The sequence below is a fragment of the Deinococcus actinosclerus genome, assembly GCF_001507665.1.
GTDB lineage: Bacteria > Deinococcota > Deinococci > Deinococcales > Deinococcaceae > Deinococcus > Deinococcus actinosclerus.
Window position 1 is genome coordinate 407,501 of record NZ_CP013910.1, and the last position, 20,663, is coordinate 428,163.

The 20,663-nt window shown below is 65.8% G+C and carries 21 protein-coding genes (1 of these 21 cut by a window edge); 6 read left to right on the forward strand and 15 right to left on the reverse strand.

Annotated elements, in window-relative coordinates; genetic code table 11:
* Together AUC44_RS01955 and AUC44_RS01960 are read right to left on the reverse strand one after the other, a co-directional pair.
* Positions 1–524, reverse strand: the 5' portion of a protein-coding gene (locus tag AUC44_RS01955) for a PHP-associated domain-containing protein (RefSeq protein ID WP_062159632.1). It extends 193 nt beyond the left edge of the window; only the first 524 of its 717 coding nucleotides appear in the window; the start codon lies at positions 522–524; its stop codon lies beyond the left edge, outside the window.
* Positions 525–672: 148 nt separating this feature from the next.
* Positions 673–1,635, reverse strand: a complete 963-nt coding sequence (locus AUC44_RS01960; protein ID WP_062157152.1) for a diacylglycerol/lipid kinase family protein — start codon at positions 1,633–1,635, stop codon at positions 673–675.
* A gap of 93 nt (positions 1,636–1,728) precedes the next feature.
* Between AUC44_RS01960 and AUC44_RS01965 the strand changes: the two genes are divergently transcribed.
* Entirely contained in the window at positions 1,729–2,625 is an 897-nt protein-coding gene (locus AUC44_RS01965) for a diacylglycerol/lipid kinase family protein (RefSeq protein ID WP_062157153.1), read from the forward strand.
* Between the two features lie 123 nt (positions 2,626–2,748).
* Here AUC44_RS01965 and AUC44_RS01970 read toward each other — a convergent pair whose 3' ends face one another.
* From AUC44_RS01970 to AUC44_RS01995, 8 genes are all read right to left on the reverse strand, one after another.
* On the reverse strand, positions 2,749–3,027 hold the full coding sequence (locus tag AUC44_RS01970) for a hypothetical protein (protein ID WP_082689118.1): 279 nt from the start codon (positions 3,025–3,027) through the stop codon (positions 2,749–2,751).
* A gap of 102 nt (positions 3,028–3,129) precedes the next feature.
* Positions 3,130–3,804, reverse strand: a complete 675-nt coding sequence (locus tag AUC44_RS16050) for a suppressor of fused domain protein (RefSeq protein WP_082688909.1) — start codon at positions 3,802–3,804, stop codon at positions 3,130–3,132.
* Between the two features lie 628 nt (positions 3,805–4,432).
* Positions 4,433–7,447 carry an adenosylcobalamin-dependent ribonucleoside-diphosphate reductase gene (locus AUC44_RS01980; RefSeq protein WP_062157156.1) on the reverse strand — a complete coding sequence of 1,005 codons (3,015 nt, stop codon included), beginning with the start codon at positions 7,445–7,447 and terminating at the stop codon, positions 4,433–4,435.
* 308 nt (positions 7,448–7,755) lie between these two features.
* Entirely contained in the window at positions 7,756–8,718 is a 963-nt protein-coding gene (locus AUC44_RS01985; RefSeq protein WP_062157157.1) for an NAD(P)H-dependent glycerol-3-phosphate dehydrogenase, read from the reverse strand.
* Positions 8,715–9,464, reverse strand: a complete 750-nt coding sequence (locus AUC44_RS01990) for a class I SAM-dependent DNA methyltransferase (RefSeq protein ID WP_062157158.1) — start codon at positions 9,462–9,464, stop codon at positions 8,715–8,717. Before AUC44_RS01990 ends, AUC44_RS01985 begins: the two co-directional genes overlap by 4 nt.
* 40 nt (positions 9,465–9,504) lie before the next feature.
* Positions 9,505–9,909 (reverse strand): type II secretion system protein, encoded by a 405-nt coding sequence (locus AUC44_RS17220; protein WP_261340325.1) that lies wholly within the window; start codon positions 9,907–9,909, stop codon positions 9,505–9,507.
* 29 nt (positions 9,910–9,938) lie between these two features.
* Entirely contained in the window at positions 9,939–11,276 is a 1,338-nt protein-coding gene (locus AUC44_RS16060) for an O-antigen ligase family protein (RefSeq protein WP_197408567.1), read from the reverse strand.
* Between the two features lie 119 nt (positions 11,277–11,395).
* On the reverse strand, positions 11,396–11,773 hold the full coding sequence (locus tag AUC44_RS01995) for a type IV pilin protein (RefSeq protein WP_062157159.1): 378 nt from the start codon (positions 11,771–11,773) through the stop codon (positions 11,396–11,398).
* Positions 11,774–12,203: 430 nt separating this feature from the next.
* On the opposite strand from AUC44_RS01995, the gene dnaB reads away from it, so the two are divergent.
* From dnaB to nrdR, 5 genes are all read left to right on the forward strand, one after another.
* Positions 12,204–13,550: a replicative DNA helicase gene (gene dnaB / locus AUC44_RS02000; RefSeq protein ID WP_062157160.1), complete on the forward strand. Its 1,347-nt coding sequence runs from the start codon at positions 12,204–12,206 to the stop codon at positions 13,548–13,550.
* Positions 13,550–14,227, forward strand: coding sequence for an NUDIX hydrolase (locus AUC44_RS02005; RefSeq protein WP_062157161.1), 678 nt, complete (start codon positions 13,550–13,552; stop codon positions 14,225–14,227). Before dnaB ends, AUC44_RS02005 begins: the two co-directional genes overlap by 1 nt.
* An 86-nt stretch (positions 14,228–14,313) precedes the next feature.
* On the forward strand, positions 14,314–14,520 hold the full coding sequence (locus AUC44_RS02010) for a hypothetical protein (RefSeq protein ID WP_062157162.1): 207 nt from the start codon (positions 14,314–14,316) through the stop codon (positions 14,518–14,520).
* 31 nt (positions 14,521–14,551) lie between these two features.
* A complete protein-coding gene (locus AUC44_RS02015; protein ID WP_062157163.1) occupies positions 14,552–15,280 on the forward strand; it encodes an SDR family NAD(P)-dependent oxidoreductase in 729 nt (242 codons plus the stop codon).
* A 133-nt stretch (positions 15,281–15,413) separates the two neighbouring features.
* Positions 15,414–15,860 carry a transcriptional regulator NrdR gene (nrdR, locus tag AUC44_RS02020; protein ID WP_046844060.1) on the forward strand — a complete coding sequence of 149 codons (447 nt, stop codon included), beginning with the start codon at positions 15,414–15,416 and terminating at the stop codon, positions 15,858–15,860.
* A gap of 55 nt (positions 15,861–15,915) precedes the next feature.
* Here the strand turns inward: nrdR and AUC44_RS02025 are convergent, their stop codons facing one another.
* The 5 genes from AUC44_RS02025 to AUC44_RS02045 all read right to left on the reverse strand — a co-directional run bounded on the left by AUC44_RS02025 (position 15,916) and on the right by AUC44_RS02045 (position 20,598).
* Positions 15,916–16,872, reverse strand: coding sequence for a branched-chain amino acid ABC transporter permease (locus tag AUC44_RS02025; RefSeq protein WP_062157164.1), 957 nt, complete (start codon positions 16,870–16,872; stop codon positions 15,916–15,918).
* Complete coding sequence (locus AUC44_RS02030; RefSeq protein ID WP_231724502.1) at positions 16,869–17,732, reverse strand: branched-chain amino acid ABC transporter permease; 864 nt, start codon at positions 17,730–17,732, stop codon at positions 16,869–16,871. The genes AUC44_RS02025 and AUC44_RS02030 overlap by 4 nt, the downstream gene beginning before the upstream one ends.
* Positions 17,733–17,854: 122 nt before the next feature.
* Positions 17,855–19,069, reverse strand: coding sequence for an ABC transporter substrate-binding protein (locus AUC44_RS02035; protein WP_062157166.1), 1,215 nt, complete (start codon positions 19,067–19,069; stop codon positions 17,855–17,857).
* A gap of 57 nt (positions 19,070–19,126) precedes the next feature.
* A complete protein-coding gene (locus AUC44_RS02040; protein WP_062157167.1) occupies positions 19,127–19,825 on the reverse strand; it encodes an ABC transporter ATP-binding protein in 699 nt (232 codons plus the stop codon).
* Entirely contained in the window at positions 19,822–20,598 is a 777-nt protein-coding gene (locus AUC44_RS02045; RefSeq protein WP_062157168.1) for an ABC transporter ATP-binding protein, read from the reverse strand. The genes AUC44_RS02040 and AUC44_RS02045 overlap by 4 nt, the downstream gene beginning before the upstream one ends.
* Between the last annotated feature and the right edge of the window lie 65 nt (positions 20,599–20,663).

Here is a 20,663-nt window from a genome sequence, read left to right on the forward strand (position 1 = left end):
CTCATGGGCAGCCCGCGCGCCCGCGCCCACTCGGCCGCCGCGCGGTTCCAGCGGTGACGGGACAGGCGGGAATTGAACGTCTCGACGATATCGATATCCGCCGCGATGCGCTCGGTCGCCTCGGGACGCAGGCGATAGCGCTTGAGGGGATCGAAGCCATGCTGCAGGAGCACCAGCCCCCCCTGAGCCTTGATCTCGCGCACGGTCTCCTCGGGCGTGAGTTTCGGGGGGATGCGCTCCTGGAGGAACAGGCCGATCAACTCGCCCTCGCTGGTCGTGACCTCCTCGCCGGGGATGACGCTCAGGCGGTCGTCCAGGCCCTGGTCGCGGACGATCGCCTGCAATTCCGGGCCGCCGCGCTGCTGGTCGTGGTCCGTCACGGCGATCACGCGGGTATTCGTGCGGAGCATCCAGCCGGGAATGTCCCGCAGGGGCGTGCGGCAGTCGTGACTCACCTCGGTGTGCATGTGCAGGTCCATCCGCATGACCTGCACGCCGTCGCGCCACACGAGGTTGTTCTGCATGGTCGCCACAGGGCGCGGCGCCCAGCCCAGCGCGCCGCCCACCCGATCCTGCACGGCGTGCACCACCGCGACCGGCCACGCGCGGCGCAGCGGCACCTCGCGGGCCTCCTGTGGATTCGGAGGGGGCAGGGGCGGGCCGGGCGTCACCTCAGGCCTCCCCGGCGGCCGGGTCGGGCATGGGCACCAGGACGCTCAGCGCGCCGGGCCACGCCTCGATGAGCACGCGGCCCGTCACGCCCTGCATGGGCGGCCGGACCTCCGCGTCCACGTGAAACGCCTGCCCGGTGTAAGGGATCTCCACGCGGCCCGCGCGGGTACTCTCGACACTGCTCAGGGCCTCGAAGTCATCCCGCGCGAGCGCCGCGAGGTACGTCAGCAGCCCCTCGCGGCCCGTCGCGTCGATCCGCACCACGTCCAGCTGCCCGTCCGCCGGATCGGCGTTCGTCGCCAGGCGCAACCTCGGCCCGGTCGCCTTCGTGTTCATGACCTCCAGCAGTGCGAACGGCGTGTCCGGTTCCTCCTGCCCGTCCAGCATGATCCGCACAGGCGGCGGGTCGAAGGTCGTGAGGGTCGTCGTGAGGGCCTGCACGGCCCGCAGCGGGCTCTTGCCTTCCTCCGGGTCGTACTCGGCCATCACGTCCGCGAACGCCCCACACCCGCACGCCTCCAGGAACAGATCCTCCCCCCAGGGGGCCTGGACGCGGCCCAGGTCGAAGGGCCGCACCTCCGCGCGGCCGTACGCGGCGATCACGTCCAGCGGCTCGCCCTGCACGCCCAGCGTGCGCGCCACGTTGTTCGCCGTGCCCATGGGAATCACCGCCAGACTCACCTCCGGGCGGCCCGCCAGCGTCAGGGCCACCGCCCGCTGCGTGCCGTCCCCGCCCGCCACGAACACCGTGCCCTCCACGCCGTCCAGGGCTTCTTTCAGGTCCTCCTCGGAGCTGGTCGCGCGGTACACGGGCGTGAACCCGACGGCGTGAATGGCGCTGACCAGATCGTCCGGCGAGGCGTGTTTGCTGCCCCCCGCGTTCGTGTTGTAGATCAGTGTCGCGGTGCCACGCTGCGGGGCGGCAGGGGCGCCCTCCGGGGCGAGGGAATGGGGTGCGGTCATGCCGCCACTGTAGCCACCCCGCACGGCGCGCGCCTTGAGGAAATCATGACCCCTCCCCAACCCGCCCCGCCCGCGCCCGGTACAGTGCAGGTCATGCCCCCCGCGCCCGCCGTGCTGATCCACAACCCCGGCGCCGGTACCAGCCACCGCGCCGACCCTGCCCAGCTGCGGGCGGCGCTGCGGGACGCCGGATTCGACGCCGAGTACCGCCCCACCCGCACCCCGCACGACCTGGGCCCGGCCCTGAGCGGCCCGCTGCCCGGCCCCGTGTTCATCGCCGGGGGGGACGGCACGTTCCGCGCCGCCGCGCTGCACCTCACCGGACGGGGCGCCACGGTCGGCGTGATCCCACTGGGCACCTCGAACAACATTGCCCGGACGCTGGGCCTGACCGGCGACCCGCTGGACATTGCGCGCGCGTACCGCACCGCCACGCAGCACCCGTTCGACGCGGGCCGCGTGCAGGCCCCCTGGGGCGAGGACGTGTTCTTCGAAGCGTTCGGCTGCGGCCTGTTCGCCGACCTGCTGCACGCCTACGACCCCACCGCGCCCAAGAGCCCCCTGCGGGCCGCGCAGGCCGTCCTGACCACCCTGCCCGGCTTCCAGGCGCAGCCCGTCCCCACCCACGTGGACGGCCAAGACAGCCCCGCGCCGCCACTCGCCCTGCTGGAGATCATGAACATCCAGTCCACCGGGAACAGCCTGCGCCTCGCGCCCGACGCGCACCCCGGTGACGGCCTGCTGAACCTGATCCGCGTGAACGGCCAAGAGCGCGACAGCCTCGCCGCGTACGCCACCGCCATGCTGCGCGGGCAGTTCGACACCCTCCCCAGCGTGCAGGAAGACGTCGCCGCCACCTTCACGCTGCACGCCACCGGCCAGCACGTCGGGCAGGTGTTCCACGTGGACGGCGAAACCCGCACGCACGCAGGCGGACCCGTCCACGTGCAGGTGTGGGCGGGCGCGCTGTACGTCCTCCGACCCGACTGAGGCGGCAGCTGAACAATTGCGAATCAGGCGAGGTCGCCCGGTCGCCCCCTCACCCTTCCGGCGCTGTGCGCCTCTGCTGCGCCGCCCTCCGAGTCCCGCAAGGGGAGAAGGTAGAAAAGAAGATCACCCCTCCGCGCGACCCTCCCGCTCCGACCGCATGGCCGCCGCGTCCTCCAGCATCAGCGCGGGCAGCAGCGCGAAACTCCCCGCGAACAGCGACGCCACCGCCGCCGGAAGGCGCACCCGCGTCCGCCCGTTCAGCACCAGGTACAGCGCGCCCAGCGTGCTCAGCGCCCCGATATCCATGAACATCACCCGCGCGAACGCACTGCGCCGCAGCGTCTCCCGCGTCCCCAGCTCCCCCGGACGCCGCCGCCCCACCACCGCCGTCAACACCAGCATCACCAACAACGACGCAAACAGGCGGAAACGAGCAGGGGAGGGGCGAGCGTAATCAGAGAGAGGCATACGGGCAGCGTACCTGCCTGCACGTTGCGGAATGAATCAGATCACACTGGGCCGCGCCAGATCACCGAGGTTTGGCTGCACCGTGGACAGCCGCTCCTCGAATACATCCACGTTCGCCTCGTCCGCCTCAATGAATGCCCTCTCGGCAGGGTGCAGTGGAATGACCCACATCACCTGAAGGAGCAGATTCGCGACTTTCAACTGCCCATCCGGTTCACCGTACACCTGTGTGTCGTCCTCGTACGGGTACGTGATGTACACGCTGTCGAACGCCCACCCAGGCTCGCTGAAGTTCAGCGTGTCGAACGTCACGACCTGCCCGGCACTCAGGCACCGCTGATTCATGTACGGCCAGTGCGCCAGGTGCAGCAGTAGATGCGCCAGCTGACGAGCATCCTGCGGGTACCCGTGAATCAGGTACTCGTACCGCACGCCACTCACGTTGTGGAACGCCCGATCCGACCCCGGCACCATGAATCGACTCGCCCCACTCGACACCCACGCCAGCGGACGCGTCACACCACGGTCAAATGAAGGATTCTGGGTTTTCGACGCGTAACCCAGCAGGCTGAATTGCTCATCTACCCACGGATGCCTGCCATGTAACTCGATCATGTGCAGCCGTTCCCCGAGCCACTTCTGCCCATGCAGCAGCGCGAAGCCACGCACGTCGTCAAGATTCAGAATCGGCTTTTCGGTATCCAGTTGCATTGTGGACAAGATAAAACCCCGCTCGGGGCGGGGTTAAGCTCGAACAGAGCGTTTCAGTGAGACAGGAGTACTAGCCGCTCAATGAGCGGCTGAAATGTCGTGCAGCACGGCTGAATCTGAAGTTGTCCAGCCGCCCAGCTGACTTCTGCGTGTCCACCGCAAAAGGGGCAGGTGTGGTGCTCAGCTGTCAAACGGGCTCGGTACACAGCAGCCATTTCAGCGTTGATGCGGGCCGCATCTTCGGGGTGATGCATCCAGATCATCATTTCTTCCCCTTCCGCTCTACTTGACTCAAAGCGCTGGCGGCAGCACGTTTCTGAGTGGTCGTGCTCTTGCGATCAGAGAGGACTTTTGACGCGGCAGAGGCGGCTTTAGCACTGGTAGATTTGGTGGCCATAAGGTGTTCATTTCCTCCAGTCGAGAGAAAGGCAGACGAATTGTTGCCGGGTTGCCCTTTGGGCCTCGAAGGGGGTAAGCTCTTGGCACTTTGACGAGTAGCCGGATTGCCTCCCTCAGTGAGGCCGCAGTGATCTGGTTTCTGACGTTCTGGGCGTTGCTCAGAGCGTCGATTTCATTGGAATCACCTCCAATCCAGGGGCGAGAAAGGGGGCCGTAGCCCCCTCCTTTCTTACCCGCATTTGCTGTAGCCGCAGGCTTGGCATTTCAGGCAGCCTTCCTCGCGGATCACGGCTTTCTCCTCGCACACCGGGCACCGCTCACGCCCCATGCCCTCCACGCTGACGCCGCTGGGCGCGGCGCTGGTGGTGACGGGCTGGGCGGTGTCGGTGCTGCCTCCGGCGAGGGGGGGGAGTTTGGCGGCGTCGAGGTCTTTCTGGAAGGTTTCCAGGGCGACGGCGATCAGGTCGGCCTTGCTGCCCACGAGGCGGCCGTTGTAGCTGCCGTACAGGCCGCCGTTGATGCCGCGGAGGGTTTTGACGATGGCCTGGGCGGGGACGCCGTGCTGGAGGGCGATGCTGACGACGCGGCCGAGGGCTTCGCTGTCGGCGTTCGCTTCGTCGCCGGCACGGCCGCTGATGACCATGACTTCGACGGGTTTGCCGCCGAGTTCGTTGACGGTGACGAGGAAGCTGCGGCGGTGGCCGCTGGTGGGGTCGGTGAGTTTGACCATGTCGGTGATGCCGCGCAGTCGGGTGGGGCGTTCGTAGTGCGGCTTCGCCGGGGCGGATGGCTGCTGGCGGATGGCAGTTGCCTGGGTGGTAGTTGCGTCCTGGGCCTTGGCCACCTGCTGTTCGCCTTCTGCCTGTTCGCCCATGACGTCGGCGCTGGCGCTGGTGTCGGGGGTGGGGTCTTCGGTCTTGGCTTTTTTCTTGCTGGTGCTCAGGACCTGGAACTGCCTGGAGCCGTCGCGGTACACGGTGATGCCTTTGCAGCCGGTCTTGTACGCTTCGCTGTAGGCGTCCTGCACGTCCTGGACGGTGGCGTCGTTGGGGAGGTTGATGGTCTTGGACAGGCTGTTGGCGGCGTGCCCTTCGGCGTCGAAGGCGCGCTGCACGGTGCCCTGCATGCGGACGTGATCGACGGGTTTGATGTCGTGCGCGCAGACGAACACCTGCTGGAGGGCGTCGGGGATGAACGGCAGGCCGACGACCGAGCCGTGGTTTTCGCTGACGGCTTCGGTGACCTTGTCCCAGTCCCAGCCGCCATCCTTCGTCATGCCCTGGGGGGCGGGGTACGTTTCGAGCAGTTCGACGAACAGCGGAGCGAGGAGGGCGCGGTATTCGCTGCCGATCTTGCGCCAGATGAACGGGCTGAAGATGGGTTCGATGCCGCTGCTGACGCCCATGAGCATGCTGGTGGTGCCGGTGGGGGCGACGGTCAGCACGGCGACGTTGCGGCGGGGCGCGTGGGGGATCTGTTCGGCGTTGCGGGTGTACACGGGGTAGATGCCGCGTTCCTCGCCGAGGCGTTCGCTTTCGGCGATGGCTTCCTCGCGCAGGGCGCTCATGATGTCGTAGATGGTGTCGCGGCCCGCTTCGCTGTCGTAGCGCAGGCCGAGTTTGATGAGGGCGTCGGCGAGGCCCATGACGCCCAGGCCCAGGCGGCGCAGGTCCTGGCTGGCGACGCGGTTGTCTTCCAGCGCGAACACGTTCACGTCGAGCACGTCGTCCAGGAAGCGCACGGCGGTGCGGACGTCCGCGCGGAACGTGTCGTAATCGAAGGTGCTGCTGTGCACGTACGCCGCGAGGTTGATGGCGCCCAGGTCGCAGGGTTCACCGACGGTCAGGGGAATCTCGCCGCAGGGGTTGGTGCTGCGGATCTGGTACCGCTCGCCGAGGTTCTTCAGGGCGCTGTACTCGTTGATGCGGTCCACGAAGATCAGCCCGGGTTCGCCGGTGCTCCAGGCGTGCTGCGCGATCTGATCCCACAGCCACTGGGCGGGGATGCTGGTCTTGCCGCTCCTGTCGGTGTACACGGGGACGCCCTGCGCGTCGTCCTCGGCGCGGGTGGGCAGGCTGGGGAGGGTGCCCTTGAACGTGCCCTTCTGCGGCGCGAGGTAGTACTTGCCGGGGACGTCCTGCGCGTTCACGTGCCACAGGCCGCCCGCCTGGAGGGTGTCCCAGAAGGCGCTGCTGACCAGGATGCTGATGTTGAAGGTGCTGATGTCCCCCTCGGCGGCCTCGCGGTCGAGGTCCTTGGCGGTCAGGAAGTCCAGCACGTCCGGATGCTCGATGCTGATGGTCGCCATACCCGCGCCGCGCCGGGTGCCGCCCTGACGGACGACGCGCAGCACCGGAGCGTACACGAAGCGCAGGGTGTTGATCGGGCCCGACGCTTCCGCGCCGCGATTGGCCCATTCGAGGAAGTTGTCGAAGATCTCCAGCAGGAAGCTGACAGGGCCGCTGCTCGTGCCGCCCGAGCCCTTGATCGGGGCACCCTCGGGCCGCATGCTGCTCAGGTCCAGGCGGGGCTCCAGGCCGGTCTTGGCGTCCTCGGCGATCTTGCGGGCCGCGTCGATGATGCCGCCCATGTCGTCCGGGACGGCCTGCACGCCCTCGGGCATGGCCTTCACGACGGACACGCCGTTCGCGCGGGCCAGCGCGACCAGTTCCGGCTTGATGACCTGCCCGTACACCACGCGCGTCCAGTTGCGCACCGCGATGGGCTGCTTCTCGCCGTCGGGCTGGGTGGGGGGGCGCATCAGCCCCTCGATGAAATCCTGCACGTCCGCGTGCGCGGCGCTCATGTACACCCAGCCGCGCACGCCGGTGTCGGGGCGGCTGCTCTCGGCGCGGGGCGTGTACACGTCCAGGTTCACGCCGTTCCCGCCGCCGACCTTCGTGACCAGCGCGAGTTTCTTCGCGACTTCCATCACGCCCTCGAAGGTGTGCGGGGCGTGCTCGGTGGCGCCCTGCACGAAGCAGTTCAGGACGTTGCCGTGCTGCGTACCGGCGCCGGCCAGGACGCGCCCGCCGGGGCAGAATTTCTTCTCGGCCATCAGGTCGTAGTACGCCTGCGCCCAGTGCTCGCGCGCGCCCGCCTCCTCGGCGCCGGCCACCCAGGTGGCGATGCGGCGGAACATGCCGCTCAGGTCGCCGTCCGTGCCTTGCAGGTACTGCCGCTTGGCGATGTGGTGGGCGTTCTCGTCGAAGTTGGTCAGGGGCTGGGCGCTCAGGGTGGTCACGGTGGGTCTCCTTGCGGGCGAGGGGGTGATGGCGTGAAAACACAGCACAGAGCCCGCACCGCCCCGGTCGGGGGCTGTGAGGTGAGCTGCTGTGGGTGGCCGGTGAAGTGGGCCTTGCCTTAGATGGCTGACTGTACCACCCGCCCGCAGGAGGTACAAGCACTTGTACGTGCCTTCAGATCCGCATACAACATGCAGCAGAACATGCGGATATGAAGATCCGCCCAAGGCCGTGTGGCACGTTCATTTTCCGTCCCGGGCCAGCCCATGAACCCCCGGTGGGCGGGGTCGATCCGGGCTGCCGGAACTCAGTGCTGCTCGGGTTTCGCCTCGCGTTCCATCAGTCGGGCCACGCCGTCCCCCGGCGTCCACTCGCCCCGCGTGACGTGCGCCACGGCCCGCACGATCGGCAGGTCGTGCCCGTGCGCCGCCGCCCACGCGTCCAGCAGGCCCGCCGTCCGCAGGCCCTCGACGACCTTCCCGCCCTGCCCCGGGTGTTCGCCGCGCGCGATGGCCTCACCCGCGGCGCGGTTGCGGCTGTGGCGACTGGTGGCCGTGGCGACCAGATCGCCCAGGCCACTCAAGCCGTACACCGTTTCTTCGCGGGCGCCCAGCGCCGTCAGGTAGCGGTTCATCTCGCGCAGCCCGCGCGTGATCAGCGCGGACTTGGCGTTGTCGCCCAGGTTCAGGCCGTCCACCAGTCCGGCCGCGACCGCCATGACGTTCTTCAGCACGCCGCCCAGTTCCACGCCGGTCTCGTCGTCGCTGGTGTACACGCGCAGGCCCGGCGTCATCAGCGCCGCCTGCACCGACCGCGCAAACCCCCCGTCCCGGCTGGCGACCACCGTCGCGGCGGGCAGGCCCCGCCCGATCTCCTCGGCGTGATTCGGGCCGCTCAGGACCGCCACGCGCATGAAGCCCAGCTGCCGCGCCAGGACACTCAGCTGCCCCCCGTCCGGCGCGAGGCCCTTGGCGCACAGCACCACACCCAGATCACGCGGCAGCGCCGCGAGCAGGTCCGGGACACCCACGCTGGGCACCACGACCAGCGCGAACGGTGCGTCCGTGATCGCCTCGCCCAGGTGCGCCGTGACCTCCAGGCCCGCCGGGAGCGTCACGCCCGGCAGGTACTCCGCGTTCACCCGCTGCTCCGCCAGCGTCCGCGCGAACTCCGCGCGGCGGGCCCACAGCCGCACCGGGCCGTTCCGCGCCGCGTTCACCGCCAGCGCCGTGCCCCAGCCGCCCGCCCCGAGCACCGGCAGGGCGCTCACACCTCACCTGCCCAGGCGAACACCCACACGCGCGGCGCATCCGGTTCCGGCGGGGCGTAGTCCGGGTACTCCACGATCTCCCAGCGCGCGAACCCCGCCGCCGAGAGCAGCGGCTCCAGGTCCGCCGGGTCGTACCCTCGCTCGCGGTGCGTCTCCACGAACTCCTGATCGTCCACCCGGCAGAACGCCTGCACCACGCCCACATCCTCTTCCGCGTCGTAGTGGTGCGACCAGTGGTAGTGCACCTCCCCACCGTCCGGCAGCGGCGCGAGCCCCTCAATGGCGTCCCCCTCCCACAGTTCCCGCACGCCCAGACGGGTGTTCACGTCGAACGCCAGCAGCCCGCCGGGGCTCAGGTGTGCCCGCGCCCGCGACAGCGCCGCGCCCAGATCCCCCGGCGTCAGCAGGTTGTTCAGGCTGTCGAACACGCACGTCACCAGCCCGAACCGCTCCCCGAGATCGAAAGTCCGCAGGTCCCCCTGCACGAACGGCACGCCCGGCAGCCGCGACCGCGCCTCGGTGAGCATCGCCTCGCTGAAATCCAGACCCGACACGTCCCAGCCCGCCGCGCGCAGTTCGCGCGTGAAACCGCCCGTCCCACACGCCAGATCCAGCGCGCGGGACGGCGAGCCCAGCCCACCGTCCCGCGCGTACGTCAGGACGAAATCCGCCCAGTGGTCATACTCCACGTCCGCCATGATCGCGTCATACACGGCCGCCAGAGCGGTAAACGGCTGCCTCTGCATGCCTGGGAGTATACCCGGGGACTCAGAAGTAGCCTCACTCTCAGGGAAGGTGAGTGCCGCCAGCGCCCGTATCCGAAAAAGCTGTCGCGCCCGGCATGTCAGCACTCAGGGCAGTCGGTGTGACAGTGAAGACCCGGCTGCCACGACGATTCCAGACATCAATAGCGTACTGCGACACCAAAGTAGTCGGTGAACTGCGATCTTTGATGTAGACGTTCTCTGACTTGCAGGCCGCGTTGATGCCATCAGTCAAGGAGTTCAGGCTATCCGGTCCGGTACCAACTATCATGTAGGTCTTCCGGTCTATTTGTGAGATTGCCTGCACGGTCTCTATGCTTTTAGCGCACGCCTGCGCACCCGTATCGTATGAGCGTTTCTGAGCGCCGATAAGAGCTGGGATCGTAATGGCGACCAAGATACCGATGATGGCGATAACGATAAGCAACTCGATGAGGGTAAAGCCTAAGTCGCGATTCAAATGTCACCCCCAGTAGATGGGTATTTCTCTGAATTGTTGAGGAGTACCCTATCTGAATATAAGTTCTTGTTCCATAGTATGCCTGTGATGATTACAACCAAGGATGTTGTCGGGACAGTTATAAACCAAGCAATTAAATATATTGAATAGCCAATAAGAGGAACGGACATATATGCTATGTGTGATGTTGAAAAGTTAGGATTTCTAAAGATAGATAGCAGGATAGCCGTAAGGAATAATCCAACTCCTAAAATACCTTGGCTGTATGCCAAGTCTAGAAGTGCGCTGTGTGAAGAGGTGTAGTTGAGAATGACCTGTTCGGTCTCGCCCTTCGTATTTTTATAAGCGGCCGAATCGTTAATCCTTACCATTTTCTGATTATCTGACAATCCCAGTTCCATTCTGAATAAGCGATCTCCTTTATTTTGAGATATATTATTGTACCACTGGTTATTGAAAGTTTGTAAGCCCCAGCCTAAAATTGGCTTCTTTAATGTCATTTGAGTTGCGGATTCCCATAATATAAGTCTCGTTTTAAATGTTGTTGGATTGGTGATTACCTTATTCGCTGTAGATTTATTAACTACTCCATTAGCTGCAAGATAGTCTGATAAGTTTTTGAGAGGTTTATATAATAACATAGAGGAAAATATAACGACCGGAATCATAATATGATGCAGCCTATGACGTTTCCTAGAAAGAATAAGAAATAATGCTGTTCCCAAAATTGCGGAATAGGATGATGTATTATTGGTGCATCCAAGTGCAACACTGCTAATAACTAAATATAGCCAAAATTTATAATCTAAATTTCTTTTAATATATATAGGTATTATAAGGAGCGTGGTGAATGTAAGCAAGCCAGCTAGATGTTGTCTTAGTCCTATGGTTGCTGCAGGGAAAAGGGATGTAAGTGAAATACTTCTTTCCAAAATGAAGGCCAGTGGCCTGAAACCTAAATACTCTGAAATGGTTATCAGATTGATTATGAAAATTGAAAAAATAAATGGCGTCCAGCTAAAATTTTTTGCCGTATTGTATATTAAGAAAATAAATAAACATATAATTAAAAATATACCCCCAGTCCGCATTGAATAAACGCCAAACCAAGAAGCACTTGGGTCAACAGAAAAAATACTTGACATAACTGTTGAGGCAATAAAGAGTAAGTAGAATAATATATGTATTGGTGTTTTAAATATTTTTTTAAAAACTTCCTCCGTGCCACCTTGTTTAAAATTTATAGACTTTAGAATTGCCATAAGAAAAATAAAAATTACTAAAGAGTATAATCTTAACGGCACAAATTCATCTGAGGCGATGCTTGCTGGCATAACTAAAAATAGATAGATTGCTGGAAAGCAACTTAATAGCCAGTATTCTATTTTCTCTGTATATATATTCATATATTTAAAGGGCGACCTAAGGGCCGCCCCATTACATATTTAATAAATCAGTTGCCGGAGATGTTACTGGGGGTAACCGTGTAGGTGGTTTTACCGCGGGTGTCGCTGATGGTGAAGCTGTAGTTGGACACCGTGAAGTTGGCGGCAGTGACACCCATTGCGATCTCGTTCTTAGAGCAGCCGGCGCTCGCACCGTCCAGAGCGATCAGGTCGGCCTTGCTGGTGGGGCCAGCGTAAGTCTGCTTGTCGATCTGCTGGGTGGCCAGCGCGGTCTGGAGGCTCTTGGCGCAGGCCTGGGCGCCGGTGTCGTAGGCACGCTTCTGGGCGCCGAGCAGGTTGGGGATCAGCACGGCCGCGAGGATGCCGATGATGGCGATGACGATGAGCAGCTCGATCAGGGTGAAGCCTTGGGTGGTGTTCTTCATGCTGTGCTCCTGGTGCGACCACGCCGGTTGATGGATAGATGGGTCCGGGCGGTCTGCGTATGGCGTTGGCCGGGGTTCAGGGGTCCTGCCCTGGCTTGGTGTGAAGTGTAATCCTCATTTTCTCACAGAGGTCTTACGTGACGTGGCATTGTGAAGTCCTCGACTGACGGCTGGCGCTGCCGCTTGACCGACGTCTGAGACGATATGAACGCTTCTTTTTTGACCCTGGGGTGATTTGTGCCGGCCATGTCAGACCGTCAGGGGTGGGATGGGGTGGTATGCTGCGGGACAGTTCGGCCTGCCTGGCATGGGGAGGCGAATGGGATGACCTGCGGGTGTCCCCACACTTGAATTCAGATTGGACGGCGGGAGCGGTTCGGGGTGCTGGTTGCGCCTCGCGCCGCGTGTCCTGCCGGGAGAGAGGCTGCATTTGGAACTCACGCCACGCGTTCCGCCGCACAGCAACGACGCTGAGATCAGCGTGCTGGGCAGCATTCTGCTGGACAACGACACCCTGAATACCCTGGGCGACACGGTCACGCCGGAGATGTTCTACCGCGAGGGGCACCGCAAGATCTTCACCGCCATGCGCACGCTGCAGGAGCGTGGCGAGCCGGTGGATCTGGTGACGCTCAGCGAGGACCTGCGGGTCAAGGGCATGCTGGATGAGGTGGGGGGTCTGACGTACCTGATCGGCCTGTCGGATCAGGTGCCGACGGCCGCGTACGCCGAGCACTACGCGCGCATCGTGCAGGAGAAGGCCACGCTGCGCGCGCTGATCAGCGCGTCCGGGAAGGCCATGCAGCTGGCGTACGAGGCGCAGCTGCCGCTGGAGGATCTGCTCGACCGCGCGGAGAAGATGATCTTCGAGGTCGCGGAGCAGAAGAAGAAGGGTGAGGCGTTCCAGGCGATGAACGAGGTCGTCACGGAGACCTTCGAGTACATCACGCTGCTGCACCAGAACAAGGGCATCCCGGACGGGGTGAGTACCGGCTTCCGCGACCTGGACGAGCAGATCTCGGGGTTGCAGAAGGGCAGCCTGAACGTGCTCGCGGCGCGTCCCTCGATGGGGAAGACGGCGTTCGCGCTGTCCATCGCGCAGAACGTCGCGCTGCGCGGCGAGAAGGCCGTCGCGGTGTTCAGTCTGGAAATGCCCGCCGTGCAGCTCGCGCTGCGCATGCTGTGCAGTGAGGCGCGCGTGGACATGAACCGCATCCGCTCTGGGCAGCTGAATGAGCGGGACTTCGAGCGGCTGGCGCACGCGGCGGGCCGGCTGGCGGACGCGCCGATGATCATTGACGACGAGGCGGACCTGACGCTGAACAACCTGCGGAGCAAGCTGCGGCGGATCGCGGCGCAGCACGGGCGGCTGGGACTGGTCGTCATCGACTACCTCCAGCTCATGTCGGGCAGCAAGGGCGGCGGCGGCACTGAGAACCGCCAGCAGGAGATCAGCACCATCTCGCGTGGCCTGAAGGGGCTGGCGCGCGAGATGGAGGTGCCGATCATCGTGCTCTCGCAGCTGTCGCGCGCCGTCGAGCAGCGCCCCAACCACCGCCCCATGCTGTCGGACCTGCGTGAATCGGGCGCGATCGAGCAGGACGCGGACATCGTGATGTTCATCTACCGTGACGAGTACTACAACAAGGAAACCGATCAGCAGGGCATCGCGGAGATCATTGTCGGCAAGCAGCGCAACGGCCCGGTCGGCACGGTGAAGTTGCAGTTCCACAGCGCGCACGTCCGCTTCAACGACCTCGCGCCGGAGGGCGTGTAATGGCGGAAGAACAGGTCAAGGGAGCTCAGCAGGGCGGCGGGCAGCGTCGCCGCCGTCGCCGCCGGGGCACCGGGGGGGCGCAGGCGCGGCCCGGTCAGGTCACGAACACGACCGCCACGCCGGTCCCGGCGGCGCCCAGCAAACGCGGGCAGAAGCGCCCGCTGGCCGACCCGCGCATCGGGGTGGGCTGCATCGTGCTGCGCGGGGACGAGATCCTGCTCGTGCGCGAGCGGGGCCGCTGGTCGCTGCCCAAGGGTGGCCTGGAGGCCGGGGAGCTCGTGCAGGACGGCGCCCGGCGCGAGACCTTCGAGGAGACCGGACTGGTCGTGGAACTGCGCGACCTGGCGTTCATCGTGGAATTCCAGGCGGTCACGTGGGGCCACCACCTCCAGTTCTTCTACACCGGGCGTGAGGTGGGCGGGAAGCTGGAGCCGCGCGACCCCGACCGGGACGTGCAGGAGGCGCGTTTCGTGCCGATCCGGCAGCTGCGGGAATTCATCCGTTTCCGGCCCCGGCTGGTGGCGCTGGAGACGTGGCTGCGCGAGCGCCGTCCGAGGCACTTCGTGTTCAACCTGGACAAGGAACCCGCGATGCTGCGTAAGCGCCGCCGGGTGGGCGAGCCCTCGCCGGGCGCCCGTGCGCCGGAACCGGAGTTCACGGACGAACCGGACCTGTAAACGGACCGGAGTGGAGCGGTGGGCGGTGGCCCGCCGCTTTTCTTGATTTGAAGAATGCCGACTGCTTATTCTGCTAAAATCGAAGTATGAAGCGAGCGTTCCGCCAGCAGGCCGACCCACTGCCCGCCAGCGGGCGCGGCTACCAGCACGTCTGCCCCCACTGCGCCCAGCCCATGACCCTGCACGACCTGCGAGACGGCGACCAGGGCTACTGGTGCCACGCGTGCGGCTGCGGCCACCGGGCCGGCGATCCACCCGCCCAGGCGCTGCGGCCCCTGCCCCAGGCGGGATAAACGCCGCGCCCACTCCGCTATGCTGAGGAACATGACCCAGCAGACCCCCATCGCTGCCGTGCCCGCAGACACCCCCGTCGGTGAAGTGCTGGCCGGCCAGGTGATCGCCGTCACCGGGGCGGATCAGGGGTACGGGCGCACCATCAGTGCCGCCCTGGCCCGCGCCGGTGCCAGCGTCGTCCTGATCGGCAACAACAGCGAGACCCTCGCCGCCGCCGCCAGCCAGCTCGAACAGGCCGGCGGCAACGCCATTCCCATCAAGGCCGACGTGGGCGTGCCCCTGGACTGGCTGAGCGCCCAGACCCGCATCCTCGACATCTACGGCGCGCTGCACGGCATCGTGCACCTGGCGGACAAACGCGCGCACGCCGAATTCACCATGCTCAGCGAGAACGAGTGGATGGACCTGTTCAACTGCAACGTCAAGAGCAGCGTGGCCATCACGCAGATCCTCCGCCGCCGCCTGCCCGGCACCTGGCTGACCATCATCGGCCCGCACACCGACGAACGCGGCCTGCACGTCCACCCGCAGCGCGGCGCCGTGCAGGGCCTCGTGGAGCACGCCCACCGCGAGCAGCTGCGCCTGAACCTCCTGCTGCCCTCGCGCGGCAGCAGCGGCGAGGACGCCCTCGACCGCCCGGTCGCCAACGCGGTCCTGGCCCTGGCCGCGCCCGGCATGAGCGCCCTGCGCGGCAACGTCATCGAGGTGCCCCTCCCGGCCGTGCCGAAACTGCGCGTGCAGGAGGACTACCCCCTGTGAGACGGATTCCGTCTGTTTCGTTGACAACCCGGAACACCACCGGGTTGCCAACTCCACGCCCGGAACCCGCCCGGCTCCTACTCGCATCCGCTCGGATGGAGCAGGTGCTGCGCACCCTTCCATCGGAGTGCGCATGAGATGCCCGTACTGCTCCGCGCCGGACAGCAAGGTCGTGAACTCCCGGCCCAGCGACGACGGCGCCAGCATCCGCCGCCGCCGCGAGTGCCTGAACTGCGCCCGGCGCTTCACCACCTACGAACGCGCGCAGCTCGAACCGCTGATGGTTGTCAAACGCAGCGGCCCGCGCGAGGCGTTCAACCCCGACAAGCTGCTGCGCGGGCTGGTGCTCGCCACCGAGAAACGCCCGGTGGATCAGGATCTGCTGCGCGCCTTCGCGTACGGTTTCGAGGACGAGGTGCAGACCGGCGAGATCCGCAGCGAGGAGATCGGCCGCCGCGCCATGACCTTCCTGCGCCCCCTGGACGACGTGGCGTACATCCGCTTCGCGAGCGTGTACCGCGACTTCGACAGCCTGGAGCGCTTCATCGAGGAGATCCGCGGCCTGAAAGACGAGCAGTGACCGCAAAAGGAGGGCCGCCCGGCTAGGTGCGCGGGCGGCCCTCCTCCTGTGCCCCCTACCGGCGGCGCCGCCAGTGTTGCAGGGTGCCCACCACGCCCCGGCGGAAGAACAGCACCACCAGCACGAACACCACGCCCGTCACGATGCCCACCGGGAGGTTCGCGGTGGTCAGCACGTCGCGCAGCAGCAGCACCAGCCCCGCGCCGATCACCGGCCCGAACAGGGTGGTGGTGCCGCCCAGCAGGGTCATCATGACGACCTCGCCGGACGTGCGCCAGTTCACGACCTCCAGGCTGACCACGCCGTGCCCGAAGGTGTACATCGCGCCCGCCAGTCCGGCCAGCCCGGCGCTCAGGAGGAACGCCGTGAACTTGAAGCGCGCGGGGTTGTACCCGACGCTCTGCGCGCGCTGCTCGCTGTCGCGCACCGCCTGCTGCGCCTGCCCGAAGGGACTGCGGACCGCGCGGTACGCCACGCCGAAGCCCAGCGCGAACAGCACGAGGCACACGTAGTACCGCAACTGCGCGTCACTGAAGTCCAGCCCCAGGAGGCTGGGCCGCGCGAAGCCCTGCAGGCCGTTCTCACCGCCGGTCAGGTCCGTCCACTGCAGCGCCAGGAACGACACCATCTGCGCGAACGCCAGCGTGATCATGCTGAAGTAGATGCCGCTGGAGCGCACGCTGAGGAACGCCACCGGGACCGCCAGCGCCAGCGCGCCCAGCGTGCCGCCCGCGATGGCGACCGGGACGCTCTGCCCATGCCCCAGCAGGAACGCCGTGAGGTACGCGCTCGTGCCCCAGAACGCCGCGTGCCCGAACGACAGCAGCCCGCTGAACCCGAACAGCAGGTCGAACGCCACCGCGAACAACCCCCACGCCAGGATGTCCAGGGCCAGCACTGGATAGATCAAGTGCGGCAGCGCCAGCAGCAGGACACCCAGGCCGATCAGCCACGCGGCGCGGGTCACGCGGGCCGGATCACGCGTCGCCCCCACCTTCGAGACGGCGCTCACCGCGCCCCCTCAGGCAGGCCGAACAGCCCACTGGGCCGCACGAGCAGCACCAGCGCCATCAGGATGAACACCAGCGTGTTCGCGATCGGTGGGTACACGGCGGCGCCCACCGCCGCGAGCACCCCCACCGCGAAGCCCGTCACGACGGACCCCAGGATGCTGCCCATCCCGCCGATCACGACGACCGCGAACGTCGTGATGATCAGCTCGGCGCCCATGTACGGCTCGACCGAGTAGATCGGGGCGGCCAGCACACCCGCCAGTCCGGCCAGCGCCGCACCCACCGCGAACACCCCGGTCACCCACAGGCTCACGTTGATGCCGAACGCCCGCGTCACGACCGGGTTCTCGGTGCTGGCGCGGATGATCGCGCCCACGCGGGTCTTCTCGATCACGAACCACGTGAGCAGGCACACGACCAGCGACAGGGCGATCACGAACAGGCGGTATTTCGGGAACACCACGAAGCCCAGGTTCACCACGCCCGACAGCAGTTCGGGCGGCGAGTACGGGGCGCTCGACACGGCGAAACGGCTCAGCATCACCTGCTTGACCAGATCCTGCGTGAGTAGCGTCAGGCCGAAGGTCAGCAGCAGGTTGTAACTGGGTTCCAGCCCGTACAGCCGCGACAGCAGCCCACGTTCCAGCACCACGCCCAGCAGGCCCACGAGCAGCGGCGCCAGGATCAGCGACGGCCAGAAGCCCAGGCCCAGCAGCTGCCCCAGCGCGAACGCCGCGAACGCGCCCAGCATGTACAGCGCGCCGTGCATGAAATTCACGATCCGCAGCATCCCGAAGATCACCGCGAGGCCCAGCGACAGCAGCGCGTAGAACGCGCCGTTCACCAGCCCGTTGAACACCTGAATCAAGAGTAACTGTGTATTCATAAGTGTCTGAGGGTCTGAAGGTCACAGGGTCTGAGCATCCAGGGGCAGCGTCTGCCCTTCGACATTCAGACTCTTGGACCCTCAGACCGCTTTCCTCACATGCGGCACTTGTTCTCGCTCAGGGGCATGAAGGCCTTCGCGGCGGGAATGGTGTTCAGGCGCTTGTAGATGTCCCCGGCCTCCTTGGACTCGCTCTTGCCCTTGACCTGCACGACCTGCACGTCGAGCAGGACGCGGTGGTCCTGCGGGCGGATCGTGGCGTTGCGCGCGAAGAAGTCGTCGAAGGCGTAGCCCTCGAGGGCCTTGACGACCGCGTCGCTGTTGTCGGTCTTGGCGCGGGCCACGGCGCCGAGGTACTGCATGGTCGCGGAGTACACGCCCGCCTGCGCCCAGGTGGGTTTCTTCCCGAAGGCCTTCTCGAAGCGGGCGGCCCACTGGCGGGAGCGCGCGTCGAAGTTCCAGAACCACGGCACGGTGGCGATCGCACCGGAGAACGCGTCCTGGCCCAGCGCGGCCACGTCGGTCTCGAACAGCAGCCCGATGCCCAGGCCGATGCCCTGTTTCTTCAGGCCGAACTCGTTGTACTGCTTGACGACGTTCACCAGATCGTTCCCGGCCTGCATCGTCCCGAAGATCTTGGGCCGCACGCTCTGCGCCTTGAGGAGGTACGAGCTGAAGTCGGTGTTCGGGAAGGGGGTGGCGTCGCTGGGCGCGGCCAGTTTCCCGCCGTTTTCCTGCACGGCCGCGACCATCTGCCGGTTCAGGTCCTGCCCGAACGCGTAGTTGGGGTAGATGATGTACCAGCTGTTCCCGCCGCGCTTGGTGACGGCGGTGCCGGTGCCGTTGGCGAGCATGTAGTTGTCGTACGCGTAGTGGAAGGTGTACTTGTTGCACTTCTCGTTCGTCAGGGCGGTGGTAGCGCCGGTCACGACCATGGCGACCGTCTTTTTCTGCCGGGCGACCTCGGTGGCGGCCAGCGCGGCGCTGCTGGTCGGCATGTCCACCAGCATGTCCACGTTCTGGCGGTCGATCATCTCGGCGGCCTTGTTCCCGGCCACGTCGGCCTTGTTCTGATGGTCCACGCCGATCACGCTGACCTTCCCGGCGTAGGCGCGGTTCGCTTTCATGAAGTCCTCGGCGGCCATCTGCGCGGCCTTCACGCTGCCCTGCCCGGACAGCTCGGAGTACACGCCGGACAGGTCGGTCAGGACGCCCACCTTGATCCCCCCGTCGGACAGGGACTGGGCTGAGGCGGCGGGTGTAAGAAGCAGGGCGGTCAGGGCCAGGATGGCGGTGCGGGTCTTGTTCATGGGACAACCTCCAGAGGAGTGAATGGCAGTACGGGAATGGGAGAGAGAAGGGCGGGCCTACACGCTGAGGTACCGCAGCAGGTCCTCCCGGCGGGCCTCGACCTGCTCACGCAGCACCTCGTCCACGATCTGCCCGTCCACGAACACGTAATGCCGGTCCGCGAGGCGCGACGCGAACTTCAGGTTCTGCTCGACCAGCAGCACCGCCATGCCGCTCTGGCGCAGCGTGTCGATGATCTCGCCGATGCGCTGCACGATCACGGGTGCCAGGCCCTCGCTGGGTTCGTCGAGCAGCAGCAGCTTCGGCCCGGCGCGCAGCACGCGCACCATCGCCAGCATCTGCTGCTCGCCGCCCGAGAGCTTGCTGCCCGGGTGATGCCCGCGCTCACGCAGGACCGGGAACGCGTCGTAGATACGCTCGGTACTCCAGCCCCTGGGGCGGCTGGGCGGCAGTTCGAGGTTCTCGCGGACGGTCAGGGTGCTCAGGATCGCGCGTTCCTCCGGCACCCACGCCAGCCCCTGCGCCGCCACGCGGTTGCTGGGCAGGCGGCTGATGTCCTGCCCACCGAACGTGATCTGGCCCGTGCGGCTGCGCAGCACGCCCATCACGCTTTTCAAGGTGGTGGTCTTTCCGGCGCCGTTGCGGCCGATCAGGCTGACCACCTCGCCCGGGTTCACGTGCAGGGTCACGCCGCGCAGCACGTGACTCTGGCCGTAGAAGGCGTTCAGGTCCTGCACCGAGAGCAGCGGCGTCATGCGTGCCCCCCGTCGTCGCCCAGGTACGCCTCGATCACGCGCGGGTCGCGCCGCACGTCCTCGTAGCGGCCGCTGGCGAGCACTGACCCGTACTGGAGGACCGTGATGCGGTCGGCGAGTTCCGCCACGACGCTCATGTTGTGTTCCACGAGCACCACCGTCCGTCCGCGCGCCACCTGCCGCACGAGCGCGATCACCCGCGCGATCCCCTCCGAGCCCATGCCGGACGTCGGTTCGTCGAGCAGCAGCACGCGCGGGTCCTGCGTCATGGAAATCCCGATCTCCAGTTGCCGCTTCTCCCCGTGGCTCAGGTCCGCCGCCAGCCGCTCCGGCATGCCGCCCAGGCCCACGTCCGCGAGAATCGCGTCCGCCCGCGCGCCCAGCGACTCCAGCCGCGAGAGGGGCACCCAGAACCGGTGCGGGAGCGGTGTGGGCGACTGGAGTGCCACCAGCACGTTCTCCCGCACGCTCAGGGTGGGAAACACCGAACTGATCTGAAACGACCGGGACAGCCCCCGGCGCACGATCTCGTAGGGCCGCAGGGTGTCCACCCGCTCGCCGAAGAGGCGCACCTCGCCCGCCGTGGGTTTCAGGAAGCCCGACAGCAGGTTGAACAGCGTGGTCTTCCCGGCCCCGTTCGGCCCGATGATCGCGTGAATCTCCCCGTCATGAATCTGCAGGTTCACGTCGTTCGTGGCCCGGAACCCCCGGAAGTCCTTGACCAGCCCCCGCGCTTCCAGGGCAACGGGCGGCGCGGGGGCCGCCTTATCCATGTGAACCGACGTCGCCGTCACGGCGCGCCGGATGCCTCGTGTCGCATCGCTCCTCCCCTGTGTTG

Bases quoted from the DNA above. Each gene is read 5' to 3' on its own strand.
- AUC44_RS01960 (WP_062157152.1), bottom strand. From the start codon at position 1,635: ATGACCGCACCCCATTCCCTCGCCCCGGAGGGCGCCCCTGCCGCCCCG.
- AUC44_RS01965 (WP_062157153.1), top strand. From the start codon at position 1,729: ATGCCCCCCGCGCCCGCCGTGCTGATCCACAACCCCGGCGCCGGTACC.
- AUC44_RS01970 (WP_082689118.1), bottom strand. From the start codon at position 3,027: ATGCTGGTGTTGACGGCGGTGGTGGGGCGGCGGCGTCCGGGGGAGCTG.
- AUC44_RS16050 (WP_082688909.1), bottom strand. From the start codon at position 3,804: ATGCAACTGGATACCGAAAAGCCGATTCTGAATCTTGACGACGTGCGT.
- AUC44_RS01990 (WP_062157158.1), bottom strand. From the start codon at position 9,464: ATGCAGAGGCAGCCGTTTACCGCTCTGGCGGCCGTGTATGACGCGATC.
- AUC44_RS16060 (WP_197408567.1), bottom strand. From the start codon at position 11,276: ATGCCAGCAAGCATCGCCTCAGATGAATTTGTGCCGTTAAGATTATAC.
- AUC44_RS01995 (WP_062157159.1), bottom strand. From the start codon at position 11,773: ATGAAGAACACCACCCAAGGCTTCACCCTGATCGAGCTGCTCATCGTC.
- AUC44_RS02005 (WP_062157161.1), top strand. From the start codon at position 13,550: ATGGCGGAAGAACAGGTCAAGGGAGCTCAGCAGGGCGGCGGGCAGCGT.
- AUC44_RS02010 (WP_062157162.1), top strand. From the start codon at position 14,314: ATGAAGCGAGCGTTCCGCCAGCAGGCCGACCCACTGCCCGCCAGCGGG.
- AUC44_RS02015 (WP_062157163.1), top strand. From the start codon at position 14,552: ATGACCCAGCAGACCCCCATCGCTGCCGTGCCCGCAGACACCCCCGTC.
- nrdR (WP_046844060.1), top strand. From the start codon at position 15,414: ATGAGATGCCCGTACTGCTCCGCGCCGGACAGCAAGGTCGTGAACTCC.
- AUC44_RS02035 (WP_062157166.1), bottom strand. From the start codon at position 19,069: ATGAACAAGACCCGCACCGCCATCCTGGCCCTGACCGCCCTGCTTCTT.
- AUC44_RS02040 (WP_062157167.1), bottom strand. From the start codon at position 19,825: ATGACGCCGCTGCTCTCGGTGCAGGACCTGAACGCCTTCTACGGCCAG.
- AUC44_RS02045 (WP_062157168.1), bottom strand. From the start codon at position 20,598: ATGGATAAGGCGGCCCCCGCGCCGCCCGTTGCCCTGGAAGCGCGGGGG.